At 38.4% G+C, this 13,407-nt stretch carries 14 protein-coding genes and 1 pseudogene; 10 read left to right on the plus strand and 5 right to left on the minus strand.

Annotated features, from left to right (window positions below; translation table 11 throughout):
- The 8 genes from CUN59_RS13395 to CUN59_RS13430 form a co-directional block, all read left to right on the plus strand.
- Positions 1-796 (plus strand): RNA-guided endonuclease InsQ/TnpB family protein (locus CUN59_RS13395; protein ID WP_104388325.1); only part of this gene is annotated, 796 nt, incomplete at its 5' end.
- 59 nt (positions 797-855) lie between these two features.
- The gene (gene kdpA, locus CUN59_RS13400) at positions 856-2,541 is read left to right on the plus strand and encodes a potassium-transporting ATPase subunit KdpA (protein ID WP_104388313.1); all 1,686 of its coding nucleotides are present in this window, start codon (positions 856-858) and stop codon (positions 2,539-2,541) included.
- Positions 2,542-2,686: 145 nt separating this feature from the next.
- Entirely contained in the window at positions 2,687-4,792 is a 2,106-nt protein-coding gene (gene kdpB, locus CUN59_RS13405; RefSeq protein ID WP_104388314.1) for a potassium-transporting ATPase subunit KdpB, read from the plus strand.
- 77 nt (positions 4,793-4,869) lie between these two features.
- Positions 4,870-5,031: a potassium-transporting ATPase subunit F gene (locus tag CUN59_RS13410; RefSeq protein WP_104388315.1), complete on the plus strand. Its 162-nt coding sequence runs from the start codon at positions 4,870-4,872 to the stop codon at positions 5,029-5,031.
- Between the two features lie 36 nt (positions 5,032-5,067).
- Positions 5,068-5,670 carry a K(+)-transporting ATPase subunit C gene (kdpC, locus tag CUN59_RS13415; protein ID WP_104388316.1) on the plus strand — a complete coding sequence of 201 codons (603 nt, stop codon included), beginning with the start codon at positions 5,068-5,070 and terminating at the stop codon, positions 5,668-5,670.
- A gap of 86 nt (positions 5,671-5,756) precedes the next feature.
- The gene (locus tag CUN59_RS13420; protein WP_104388317.1) at positions 5,757-6,908 is read left to right on the plus strand and encodes an anhydro-N-acetylmuramic acid kinase; all 1,152 of its coding nucleotides are present in this window, start codon (positions 5,757-5,759) and stop codon (positions 6,906-6,908) included.
- Between the two features lie 95 nt (positions 6,909-7,003).
- Complete coding sequence (locus CUN59_RS13425; protein WP_104388318.1) at positions 7,004-7,471, plus strand: hypothetical protein; 468 nt, start codon at positions 7,004-7,006, stop codon at positions 7,469-7,471.
- Between the two features lie 33 nt (positions 7,472-7,504).
- Complete coding sequence (locus tag CUN59_RS13430; protein ID WP_104388319.1) at positions 7,505-9,136, plus strand: serine/threonine-protein kinase; 1,632 nt, start codon at positions 7,505-7,507, stop codon at positions 9,134-9,136.
- Positions 9,137-9,304: 168 nt separating this feature from the next.
- On the opposite strand, the gene CUN59_RS13435 is transcribed toward CUN59_RS13430, so the two are convergent.
- The 5 genes and pseudogenes from CUN59_RS13435 to CUN59_RS21450 form a co-directional block, all read right to left on the minus strand.
- Entirely contained in the window at positions 9,305-9,502 is a 198-nt protein-coding gene (locus CUN59_RS13435) for an NblA/ycf18 family protein (RefSeq protein WP_104388320.1), read from the minus strand.
- A 708-nt stretch (positions 9,503-10,210) separates the two neighbouring features.
- Positions 10,211-10,531, minus strand: a complete 321-nt coding sequence (locus tag CUN59_RS13440; protein WP_104388321.1) for a DUF2973 domain-containing protein — start codon at positions 10,529-10,531, stop codon at positions 10,211-10,213.
- Positions 10,532-10,767: 236 nt separating this feature from the next.
- Positions 10,768-11,094 carry a DUF2605 domain-containing protein gene (locus CUN59_RS13445; protein WP_104388322.1) on the minus strand — a complete coding sequence of 109 codons (327 nt, stop codon included), beginning with the start codon at positions 11,092-11,094 and terminating at the stop codon, positions 10,768-10,770.
- Positions 11,095-11,851: 757 nt separating this feature from the next.
- Positions 11,852-12,253, minus strand: a pseudogene (locus tag CUN59_RS13450) (ACP S-malonyltransferase); the annotation flags it as partial.
- A 237-nt stretch (positions 12,254-12,490) separates the two neighbouring features.
- Positions 12,491-12,631: a hypothetical protein gene (locus tag CUN59_RS21450; RefSeq protein ID WP_165790199.1), complete on the minus strand. Its 141-nt coding sequence runs from the start codon at positions 12,629-12,631 to the stop codon at positions 12,491-12,493.
- Positions 12,632-12,647: 16 nt separating this feature from the next.
- On the opposite strand from CUN59_RS21450, the gene CUN59_RS13455 reads away from it, so the two are divergent.
- Entirely contained in the window at positions 12,648-12,872 is a 225-nt protein-coding gene (locus tag CUN59_RS13455) for a DUF433 domain-containing protein (RefSeq protein WP_104388323.1), read from the plus strand.
- Positions 12,869-13,213 carry a DUF5615 family PIN-like protein gene (locus CUN59_RS13460; RefSeq protein WP_104388324.1) on the plus strand — a complete coding sequence of 115 codons (345 nt, stop codon included), beginning with the start codon at positions 12,869-12,871 and terminating at the stop codon, positions 13,211-13,213. The genes CUN59_RS13455 and CUN59_RS13460 overlap by 4 nt, the downstream gene beginning before the upstream one ends.
- The last annotated feature ends 194 nt before the right edge of the window (positions 13,214-13,407 follow it).

Here is a 13,407-nt window from a genome sequence, read left to right on the forward strand (position 1 = left end):
AGGAAAAATTAAAACTGTAACTATCACCAAAAATTGTAGTGAACAATATTTCGCTGCTATTTTATTTGAAGATGGCAAGGAAAAGCCAGAATCAATTGCAGAAGGTAAAGCAATAGGTATTGATTTGGGGTTAACTCATTTTGCAATTACCAGTGATGGTTCTAAGTTTGATAACCCCAGGATATTAAATAAACATGAAAAAAACTTAAAAATAAAACAACAGCAATTATCTAGAAAACAAAAAGGCTCTAACAACCGAAATAAAGCCAGAAAGAAAGTTGCTAGAGTTCACAGAAAAATAACTAATTGTAGAGAAGATTTTCTCCATAAACTATCTCGTAGGATAGTTAACGAAAACCAAGTTATTGTGGTAGAAAATCTTCATGTTAAAGGTATGATGCAAAATCATTGTCTAGCCAAATCTATTCAACAAGTTGGCTGGGGAATGTTTTGTACCATGCTTAAATACAAGGCAGAAAATGAAGGGAAGATTTATCAAGAAGTTGATAGATTTTTCCCTTCATCAAAAACTTGTCATATATGCCTTAATCAAGTGGGTAGTTTGCCGCTAGATATAAGATTTTGGACTTGTGAAAAGTGCCAGACTAAACATGACAGAGATATCAACGCAGCGATAAACCTCAGAGATGAGGGACTACGAATTTTGACCTCTGGAACGGGGGATAAAGCCTGTCGCCCAGAAGTAAGTCGCAGTAATAGAGGACGAAAGAAATCTACTACTGTGCTTTCTGCTGGACAGGAAGCCGACACAGTACCGTCAGGTCAGTGTGGGTAGTTCACGCATTATTGTTGTTATTGAATATTAAAATCTGAGTTAAATAGAGTATAAACTATATGGGACAAGGTTTTTTACAAATTGGTTTAACTTTATGTATTGTCGTATTCATTACGCCAATATTAGGAAAGTACATAGCTCGTGTTTTCTTAGGAGAAAGGACAATACTTGATCCTGTGATGAACCCCATAGAGTCAATTATTTATATTTTAGGGGGTGTGGGTAACAAAAATGATATGACTGGTTGGCGATATATCCGGGCTTTATTATGTACTAATTTAGTCATGGGTGGTATAGTATACGCCTTACTTTATTATCAGAAATTTCTCCCTGGGAATCCTAATCAACTAGGAAGGATGAGATGGGATTTATTATTACATACTACTATTTCCTTTCTGACCAACACTGATCAACAACATTACGCTGGGGAAAATACCTTTAGTTATTTTAGTCAAACATCAGCTTTAGGCTTTTTAATGTTTACTTCAGCCGCTATTGGTTTAGCTGTAGGAATTGCTTTTATTCGAGGTTTAACAGGAAGAAAACTAGGGAATTTTTATGTTGATTTTACCCGTGGTATCACTAGGATATTACTACCTTTATCTATAATTGGGGCGATCGCTTTGATTATTTGCGGTGTACCCCAAACCCTAGCCAAACCGATAGTATTAGAAACCTTAGAAGGAAAAATTCAGTATATAGCCAGAGGACCAGTCGCATCCTGGGAAATGATTAAAATGTTAGGTGAAAATGGCGGGGGATTTTTTGCAGCTAACTCCGCCCATCCTTTTGAAAATCCCAATGGTGCTTCTAATTTAATAGAAATAATTGCTATGTTGGCCATTCCTACATCCTTAATTTACACCTATGGAGTATTTGCCAACAATCTGAAACAAACCTGGTTATTATTCTCCATGGTGTTTATTATTTTTGTAACTTTGATTGGTTTCACCGCCATGGGAGAATTAGCAGGAAATCCACTAATTAACAATGCTTTAAGATTAGAATCACCCAATTTAGAAGGTAAAGAAATCAGATTTGACTGGGCGCAAACCGCACTATGGGCAGTAGCAACTACCGCCACCATGTGTGGTGCTGTCAATGGAATGCACGATTCTCTCATGCCCAATGGGACATTTTCCAGCTTATTCAATATGTTTTTACAAATAATTTGGGGAGGACAAGGAATAGGAACAGCGTATCTATTCATTTACCTCATTATCACCGTGTTTCTTACTGGATTGATGGTAGGACGTACACCGGAAATTTTTGGTCGTAAAATTGAAAAAACAGAAATTGTTCTTGCTAGTTTAGTGCTGTTAATTCACCCAGCCATGGTTTTAATTCCCAGTGCGATCGCTCTAGCTTATCCTATATCTTTGGCAGGAATCAGTAACCCAGGTTTTCATGGTATTTCCCAAGTAGTTTATGAATACGCCTCAGCCGCAGCTAATAATGGTTCTGGATTAGAAGGATTAAATGACGGCAGTTTATGGTGGAATTTAAGTACAACTGCCAGTATTTTTGTCGGGCGTTACATTCCCATAATTGCCCTGCTCCTTCTAGCTGATAGTATGTCTAAAAAACAAGCTAGTCCCCCAACCCGTGGCACTTTAAAAACAGATTCTCTCCTGTTTACCACCATTACAGCAGGTGTCATCCTAATTTTAGGTATCCTCACATTTTTACCCGTTCTGGCTCTAGGCCCCATCGCCGAAGGCTTTAAACTCGCCTCTGGTAGTTAACAGGGTGCAGGGGGAGAAAATTATCTTCTTCGTGAACTGTAAGGGTGAACGGATGTTCGCCCCTACTTACCCCCTAACTCCTGATAGCGCGGCGTGGCGTTAGCCATACTCCTGACTCCTTGATCTCCTAAAAAATTACTTATATATGAAACCAAACGGAACTAGCTCCAATTCTAAATCCCCCCGTCCTCGTTATCGCCCCAAAAAACGCAAAAAAACGCGGGTTACCAACAAAGGGAAAGGGCTTTATATTCAGGTAGTTGGTAATACTTTTATCAAACTGTCGCCCCAATATGCTATTAAAAATCCCGTCATGTTTTTGGTGTGGATGGGAACGCTCATCACATTCTTTCTCACCATTGACCCCGAATTATTTGGAACTACCAATCAAACCAATCCCCGTCTATTTAATGGCCTGTTAACAGGAATTTTGTTCTTCACAGTTCTATTTAGTAACTTCGCTGAAGCCGTAGCGGAAGGAAGAGGCAAAGCCCAAGCGGATACTTTACGTTCTACCCAATCAGCCACCACCGCTAAAAGTATCACCGTTGACGGCACAGTTACAGAAGTTCGTGCCAGCACATTGAAGCGAGGAGACACCATCTATGTAGTCTCAGGAGATATCATCCCTGCCGATGGCGAAGTCATTCTGGGTGTAGCCTCTGTAGATGAATCAGCCATTACGGGAGAATCTGCCCCAGTCCTCAAAGAATCAGGCTCAGATGTTGCTAGTTCTGTTACAGGTGGTACACGCATCATTTCCGATGAACTGATTATTCGTATTACCGCCGAGCCAGGTAAAGGCTTTATTGACCGAATGATTGCCCTAGTGGAAGGGGCAGAACGCACAAAAACACCCAGTGAAATTGCTTTAACCGTATTATTAGCGGTTCTCAGCTTGGTATTTTTATTTGTGGTTGCTACTCTTCCCGCCTTTGCCTACTATGTTAATAGTCCCGTGAGTGTCCCCGTTTTGATTGCCCTGTTAGTTGCACTCATCCCCACCACCATTGGCGGCTTACTTAGTACCATCGGCATTGCTGGTATGGACAGAGTAGCTAAATTTAACGTCATTGCCACCTCTGGCAAAGCCGTAGAAGCCTGTGGTGACATTAATACTCTAGTTTTGGATAAAACCGGGACAATTACCCTGGGCAACCGTTTAGCAGAAGAGTTTATCCCCATTAATGGCCACTCAATAGCCGAAATTGCTAACGTCGCTTTAGCTGCAAGTATCTTTGATGATACTCCAGAGGGCAAGTCTATTGTACGACTAGCAGAAAAACTAGGGGCAAACTTTGATTTAGACCGCAAACAAGTCCAGGGTATAGAATTTAGTGCTAAAACTCGTATGAGTGGCACTAATTTACCGGGGGGTAGGGAAGTCCGAAAAGGTTCAGTAGAAGCGATTAAAGGCTTTGTTCTCTCCCGTCATGGCACAAATCCCTCAGAACTAAATACCACCTATGAACAAGTATCTCGCAAAGGTGGTACACCTTTGGCAGTTTGTCTCGATAACGAAATTTATGGTGTGATTTATCTGAAAGATATTGTTAAACCTGGTATCCGCGAACGATTTGACCAACTCCGACGGATGGGAGTGCGAACAATCATGCTCACCGGTGATAATCGCATTACTGCCTCTGTAATTGCCGCAGAAGCTGGAGTTGATGAATTTATTGCTGAAGCTAGCCCAGAAGATAAAATCAGTGTCATTCAGCGAGAACAGGCAGAAGGTAAAATAGTAGCGATGACGGGGGATGGAACAAATGATGCCCCAGCTTTGGCACAGGCTAATGTGGGCGTGGCCATGAATACGGGAACTCAAGCGGCTAAAGAAGCTGCTAATATGGTGGATTTAGATTCTGATCCCACCAAATTAATTGATATTGTGAGTATTGGTAAGCAATTGTTAATTACTCGTGGAGCATTGACAACCTTTTCTATCGCTAATGATATTGCTAAATATTTTGCGATTATTCCTGTACTTTTTACATCTGCTAATCTAGAAAGCTTGAATGTGATGAAGTTAAGCAGTGTTAATTCTGCTATTCTTTCAGCATTAATTTACAATGCTTTAATTATTCCGGCTTTAATTCCTCTAGCATTAAAGGGGATTAAATTTAGACCTTTAACAGCTAATCAACTCCTCCAACAGAATATCTTTCTTTATGGCTTAGGTGGGGTAATTGCTCCATTTATTGCTATTAAATTAATAGATATCATGATCACATTTGTGGGTTTAGTTTAAATACAGCAGAAGGCAGGGGAGCAGGGGAGAAAATTCTATTACCAATCATCAATCACCAATTACCAATAACTATCTTTATGCAGATGTACCTTAATTTCTTGATTCCTCCAGTAGTTTATGCTAATACTACCATCAGCTTAGATCACATTTCTAAATGGACAATTGGTGTGTTAGGTATTACTACTTTAATGTTAGTTGTTTATTTGTTGATAGTAATTTTTCAACCTGAACGATTTTAGTAATTTCTAAATAAAAATAAAATTCAACCTTAAATTATGTCTATTATCATAGAAACTATCAAAGCTATCAGAATAACCCTGATAATTTGGTTATTAACAGCAATTATATATCCTGGTTTTGTCTTGCTCGTTGGTCAATATCTCTTTCCATTTTCAGCTAATGGTAGCATTATGTTAGATATTAATGCTCAACCCATTGGTTCAACTTTAATCGGTCAAGGATTTATATCAGACCGTTATTTTCATAGCCGTCCTAGTGCTGTCAGATATAGTCAAGGCAGAAAAGCTCAACCTACTGGTATATCTGGTAGTAGTAATCTTGCTCCTAGTAATCCAGCACTCAAGGAAATGATTCTTAAAGAAGCAGAAAAATTTCAGAATGAAAATAAAAAACCTATAGCTGATTTGATTTATACATCAGGTTCAGGTCTAGACCCACATATTTCTTTAAAAGCAGCGCGACAACAGGTAGAGAGGATCGCACGGGCACGGGGAATTAAAGAAGATGATATCATTCCCTTATTAACCAAATATATTGATGGCAGATTTTTAGGTGTTTTTGGTGAACCAGGGGTGAACATTTTACGCTTAAATTATGCCCTGGATTTACAAGAAATTAATCGTCAACAGAATCAGTAATTGGGGTTCATTTAGCTAGATTTTTTTGACATAGCTAATTTGATGAATTACACTACCATTGACAATCTATAAAAGTATTTGAGTCAATGCACCGGACTCGTGTGATCGGTTTAATGAGTGGTACATCTGTAGATGGAATAGATGCTGCTTTAGTAGAAATTTCTGGTCGAGATTGGGATCTCCAGGTGAAATTACTAGCAGGGGAAACCTATCCCTATCCCCCTCAACTTAGAGAAAAAATTCTGGAAATTGGGGCTGGTGCTGCTGTATCTATGGCAGAGTTAGCAGCAATAGATGATGCGATCGCTCATAATTTTGCTCAAGCTGCTCAAAATATTCAAGTTGGTCATCCCCCAGCTAGTCTGATCGGTTCTCACGGTCAAACTGTTTATCATCGCCCACGTCAAAACCCAGGAGAACTAGGTTATAGTTGCCAATTAGGTCGAGGCGCGTTAATTGCCCATTTAACGGGTATTACTACTGTCAGTAATTTTCGTATCGGCGATATTGCCGCCCATGGTCATGGTGCGCCCCTTGTTCCTAGAGTAGATGCCTATTTACTCAGTGACCTCCAAGAAGACCGTTGTATTCAAAATATTGGCGGTATTGGTAATGTAACTTATCTCCCCGCCCGTGGTGATGATTGGTTGTCTCAAATTCGGGGTTGGGATACAGGCCCGGGTAATAGTCTTTTGGATTTGGCTGTCAAGTATTTTACTAACGGGACTAAAACCTATGATGAAAACGGAGCTTGGTCGGCTAGTGGCACACCCTGTCAGTTCTTAGTAGAACAATGGCTTCAACAAGAATATTTTCACTTACCACCGCCTAAATCCACAGGTCGGGAGTTATTTGGTGTCCATTACTTAAATCAATGCTTAGAAGATGCCCAAACCTATCAACTCAATCCTGCCGATTTTTTAGCCACGATCACGGAACTAACAGCAGTTTCTATCGTTCATAGTTATGAAGCTTTTCTACCTAGAAGGCCACATAAGGTAATATTATGTGGTGGGGGTAGTCGCAATATTTACTTAAAATATCGGCTACAGTTATTGTTAGGGAAAGTGCCAGTTTCAACTACAGATGAATTTAGTTTAAGTGCTTCATTTAAAGAAGCGATCGCATTTGCAGTTTTAGCATACTGGCGAAACTTATGTATTCCTGGTAACTTACCCACCGTCACAGGAGCATCTCAAGAGGTACTTTTAGGCGAAATTCACGGTAATTATGGCTAACTTAGCTATAATTTTCCTTGTTTTTTCTCAAAAAGTATAGTGGTTTCGTGTTTCTAAAATTTGACTGTACTGGTACAACACTAAGGAATTGAGCAGTGGGGCATACTTTTTTATTAGAACCGGGGCGGTGGGTCATGCAAGGTAGCTGGTTAGAGCGTAATAGTCTACCAATTCCCTTAAAAGGTTTGACATTAGTAGTTTGGAATCGAGATAATTGGTTCTCTATGGCCACAAAATTAATCTTCCCTAATAGCGATCGCCCGGAAATCTCTTTTCAGTACAAGGGACGACTACACGATGGAGACAGACAGTATACTTTTTTGCTACAACATAATTCCTTAGGACAAATTGAAGGTGAAGGCTGGATTTGTCCAGAGACCATTGTACAAAGATATTGGGTACTGGGAGATAACTCCACTGAGCTTCGGTATCGTCAAAGACGTAGTGGTTTTGAAACTCTACATCGGCTGAATGATGATCAATATTACCTAACCAGTGGTATCCTTTCGGGTCATTCTTTAGACAGTACAATGGAAGCTAATCTAAAACGACAAACATATTAGTTACACTTACCCATAGATAGATTAATTATTGCGATGAGACCATCAGACCCCAACATTGGTCGCTTACTCGGAAAACGTTACCTACTACAAGAGCTTATTGGTTCTGGAGCAATGGGACGAGTTTATCGTGCTAAGGATACTTTGATGGGAGGAGTGCCTGTTGCTGTCAAGTTTTTAGCTTTGTCTATCGGAAATGAAAAAATGCGTTTGCAAGACCGATTTGAGCGAGAAGCAAAAACCTGCGCCTTATTAGGTCAAAAAAGTATCCATATTGTCCGAGTCATGGATTATGGCATAGATGAAACCTACTATGTCATGGAATATCTACAAGGACACAGCTTAAGTTATATCATTCGCAGACAACCCTTAAAATTACCAAGATTTCTCACCATAGCCAGACAAATTGGTCTGGGCTTACAATGCGCTCATGATGGTATTCCCGTAGATGGAGTGATATGTCCCATCATCCATCGTGATATCAAACCTGGCAATATAATGGTGATTCAAGATCCTAGTTTTGGAGAATTAGTCAAAGTTCTCGACTTCGGTATTGCTAAGTTACTCATGTCTGATGGTGACCATACAAAATTCTATTTAGGCACTTTAGCTTATTCTTCACCTGAACAAATCGAAGGTAAAGAACTAGATAATCGCTCCGATATCTACAGTTTTGGCATCATGATGTTTGAAATGCTCACCGGCAAAATGCCTTTAGTCACAGCAACGAACACTTTTGGAGCATGGTATAGAACACATACCTTTGAAAAACCCCAGACATTTGCAGAAACTGCTCCCAACTTATCCATTCCAAAACAGTTGGAAGACGTAATTATGAGTTGCCTGGCTAAAAAAGCTAGTGAACGTCCCCAAAGTATCAATGACATCATTAATCTGCTCGCAGCCCTAGAACAAACTGAGGACAAACGGATTCCGGTCTTAGATGCTACCACTATTATTAATAATCCTATATATCAAGACTCTGACGAAACTATCAAAACTAATTTCCCTCTAGTTCCCATCCCAGAAACGAAAATAAAAACCGATTTGTGGACAACTCCACTTCTCTATAACAATACACAAGTAGAACTACAAACATATTCAGCTAATAATGATGTCGCACAACTTGTAACCTGGCCACACAATAAACCAATTGCGGATATTGTGTTTATTCAACCCATTTACCAAGATAAAAATCTGTTACCAGCACTATGGGTAATGCTCCCTAAAGCAGAAATCGAAAAGCGGTTAATTTGTACGCAATACAATCAATTTCTCTTTATTTCTGCCCCCCATCCTGTCATATTATGGATTACAGTTATTTATACTCGTCAACATGGGGCTAAATGGTTGCCCTATTATTTAGATATCAAAACCAGTTTTGGTCAAGAAATTACCCGTCTATTACAACAGACTGGGCAATATCGGATCTTATTCTTTACCAAAGAAACTCCTAATCCCTGTACACATATACTACCTGCCAGCATTGCCCCGGATCAACGTCAACGCCTACAACAATGGCTCTTATCTGGCAATTTATCCACCCCATCAACGGATGTTCAAACAAGTAAAAGTTTATTAAAAAAAGAATATGAGAAAATTAAGCCCAAAATATTATCTAAGTTAGAAACAATTGATACTGATTCACTTTTTGATCTTTCTAGTTGATGGATTCATGCTAGTTGACAAATGAAATATGGTCTAATTACCAGTCTTCAATTAAAATCTGAAATGGGATTTTGATCGAAGTTGACGCCCCAGCATCCCCAGCTTTTTTCCTGTGCTGGAAACCAGCAAGAGAAGGAGGTCGCCCACTGCAACACAAGAATAATAACTCTATGCCATAGTGGAACCTGAATCTAGACCCCACTGCTGTTTGAGCAGTTCTTGATAAGTTGCCTCACGTACTACCATTTGCTCATACAGTTTCACTAAAAAGTCTTGAGCTTGTTCATGGCTCATGTGTTGGACTTGAGTGGCAAAAGAGCGAATGCTAAATTGCTGTTCCAAAGATAGGTTAATTGGTTGATTCATAATGAACTCCAAAATAAGCAACGTGTAAAACCGATATTGACAACACAAATTCAAGAGTCAGGAGTCAAGGTGAGATGAAAATAAGCTTTCCTTTCTGATTTGGATACTGTACTACCTGAATTTGCCATCTGGTGTATCACATAACAGTCCGAAGAAATCATTCTTGGGCTAGATGTTGCCTGGATATTTGTTTCTTGATATTAAGAAAGATAACAAGTATTTGACAATTTGCCCATGTTTTTCGATTTATTTTTTTGAGGTAGTATTTGCCCTCAGTATAATGGTATAATAATTGACAAAAATCTTGCAAAAATAATGGTTGCAAGACTGGGAAAAAGAGTACAGGTTTTTTATCCTTGGGGTGAAAGTCAATAAATATAAACTATCTAGGTTATCTTGAGAAATGAAACCCAACATTTTTGTGTTGCTGAGGTTTCAATGGGTGCAAACTAAACTAAACCTGAGTTCGACCAATAATTTTTAACCCCCCTGGTAATCTCTGGAAATTACAAATATTTTGTATCAAGTTATGAATAGGAAAAATGCTCAAATTGAACAAATTAATAAGTATATTTACTTTTTTATTGAGGTATGCACTGCTGTAAGATAGCAAAGGGACTGCAAAAAACTGATACGCCCTTTCAAAACCATGAAAAACAGAGGTTTAGCATTACGCCTTACCTCTTACCAAATAATAGTCAATATTAATTAAGCACCCTCAGAGCGATCGCTTTTTTGACCAGGTGAAGACTCATAAAGAGCATCTAATTGTTCTCTAGCATCTTCAACATTAATAGAACGCATCACCAACAGAGGTTCTTTAATCACATTACCTGCACTGTCTAATAACTCAGGATGGGGTACATATTGTTTTCTATTGGCATAATAACCAAAGCCACCTTGTGATGATGGATAATTTGGATAGTTTCGTTCTCTGTCAAAACTGAACATGATCAGATTACGAATTAAATTACCAACAGCTATAAATGCCAAAATGGTGAACGCTAAGATATAGAGTAGATGTAGCATGAAATTTTCCTCCAGAGTAGCAGTAGTTAAAATGTTATGTTGTAGAGCTTAAAACTCCGTAAATAATTGTGTATTTACGGTAAACAGAGAGTGTAAAATTCTTTACTTGTGCGCGTATGTTATATGATGCAATCCTTATATTCAGATTAAGGTAACATGGAACACATGATTTTTTTATGAAAACAATGTTAAGAATCGTCTTATATTTTGAGAATCTTCCGGATCTTGATATCTTCTCAAATAGACGATGATTCCTTGGATAGACCTAAACGCATTCCTACACTCCAACATTCTGTAACTAATTGATGCCAAGAGGTAACAGTTGTCATATCAATTCCCGCTTGTTCATTAGTTGCCGCAAATAACATCTTGGCTGTTATGAGTTGATTTTTTGCAGTTTTGACTCGCTGCATTAAGTCAAATTGCTCATTTTCACTCATAAATTGAATTTTCTCATTTTCCAGGATTTGCTCGTAGTGATCAAACCAATATTGAAAATCCTCTAACAGTGGTTCTAGGACGACTTTTAGCAACTGGGCATTGGATAGATTTGAGTTCTCCATATATGAGAAGCATATTTCCTAATTCTTTTTTTATATTAACGTTATTTACGATTCTTAACAATCCTCTAATTTTCTCACGTATCTGATCTACAAAATAAAATCTGTAATCTGATATACGAAATATGATTATATAGTAGAAAAATAAGATTTGTCTTGATCCCTGTGGTGTAAAACAAGATATGTCTGAAGAAGGAGTTTAGGAGTAAACAAATCAATTCTCAATCTTGTTCATCTTTTAATCGGGGGATATTATCCCCATTTTGCTCGATAACTGTCTGATTCTGACAAAAATCAAAATCTACTTCATCAAAAATTCATATAAGTTCCGGTAAATTACTGATAAATATCTGTAGTGTATAATTTTCATAAGGGTTTTGACTTATATCGTTACTTTTAAATTACTGGAGTTTATCCCTCTTCCATTAAACTGGGAATCACAAAAATAATTGTCTAATTTTGAAATCCAGATGTGATAAAGGTTTGAACTTTTTATTAATAACAAAATATGGCGAACATTTTGAAAAATTAATAAATCGCCAAAACCCTTTTTAAATAAAGGTTTCAAATTTTGCGTCGCCTAGAGTCATGGAAGAGGGATAAACACACTTCCAAAAGAGAAGTTATCAAAAAAGTTTTCCTTTTTGCTTTGCTGTCTTCTATTTGTTGGAAATAACAAGATCCCCGACTTCTTAGAGAAGTCGGGGATCTAACTCTGTCCATGTTCACAACTCCAACAGAATTGTTATAGTTAAAAATGCTAATTTGGTAATTCCCCAGCATTACGGATATTTTCCAAAATCAAGTTAGGAGAAGTCCGTTTTATTAAACCAGTTAATACATTACCAAGACCTATTTCCACACCATTTTCTGCTAGTTGTAATGAAATTTCTCGCCAACGAACTGAACCTGTCATTTGTTGGGAAAGACGCTGTTTTAAAGTATCTGCTGCTAATGCGGGAACTGGGTCAACATTGGACAAAACTGGAACAACTGCGGACTGAAAAACAACTGAGTCGAGAACTTCTTGAAATTCTGTTGCTGCTGCTTTCATTAAATGAGAATGGAACGCGTCTGAAATCTTTAAAGGGATAGCCTGTTTGGTTTTAACTTGAGACATTACAGCTTGTACAGCTTCAGGAGTTCCAGAAATTACAACTTGGGGGACTTTGAAATTCTTAATTCCCCCAGAATTGGGGGTTAGGGGGCATTAAAACCCTAGATAGGAACTTGATTAGACTGTACACCGTAGCTTACTAAGGGGGGACAGCGAAGCCGGGAGGTAGATTATATGCAACTTTACAAACAAATGGTATAAGTTAATTGATTTTGATATGCTAGTATGGGAACAAAAGGGTTTCCACTGTGAATATCAGGGATGGTTCAAGAGATAAGGGTGTTAGCATACTTCACCTTTTGAGTTAATCATGATCGCAAAAATGATTCTCACGGCGATCGCACCCCCCAAAATCACACTATAAGCAATTACTAGGTCGCGCTTTGCGATCGCCATTATGGTAAAATATTGTTTTATAGTCAAATAATGAAATAACTTAATGAATGAATTATTGACTCGCATTACGCAAATTCCCGGTCAATGTGGGGGTCGTCCTTGCATTCGAGGTATGAGAATTAGAGTCAGTGACATTTTAGAAATGTTAGCGGAAAATGTCACGGTTAGCGAAATTTTAGAAGACTTTCCCGACTTAGAACCAGAAGATATTCAAGCTTGTCTTGTGTTTGCTGCACGACGGACTGATTTTGTCCGGTTGACAGCATGAAAATTTGGATTGATGCACAGTTACCCCCGACATTAGCAAGTTGGGTAACAAATACTTTTGCTATAGAAGCATTTTCATTAAGAGATATTGGGTTACGTGACGCTAAAGATATCGAAATTTTTGAAGCCGCAAAAATCGCCAATTTCATCATCATGACTAAAGATAGTGATTTTGTTGATTTGGTTTGTCGCTTAGGGATACCTCCTCAAATTCTTTGGTTAACTTGTGGAAATGTTACTAATCGTAATTTGCGTCAGCTTCTGACAATTACTTTACCTGATGCTTTGGAACAATTACGTCAAGGAGAGATGCTTTGGAACAATTACGTCAAGGAGAAATGATTGTGGAAATCAGTAATAGTAGGTAAATAATTACTTTATCTCAAAGCGATACTTTCGGTCTGCTTTGCTATCGCACTTCCTAAAATCATCCTAGAAGCGATCGCACCCCCCCAAATCACACTATAAGCGATCGCTCTCCCCAAAATCACACTATCTCAACAACACAGTATTTTAGTATCGGCTCAATAAGTAGG

The organism is Cuspidothrix issatschenkoi CHARLIE-1, assembly GCF_002934005.1.
In the GTDB taxonomy this organism is placed as follows: domain Bacteria; phylum Cyanobacteriota; class Cyanobacteriia; order Cyanobacteriales; family Nostocaceae; genus Cuspidothrix; species Cuspidothrix issatschenkoi.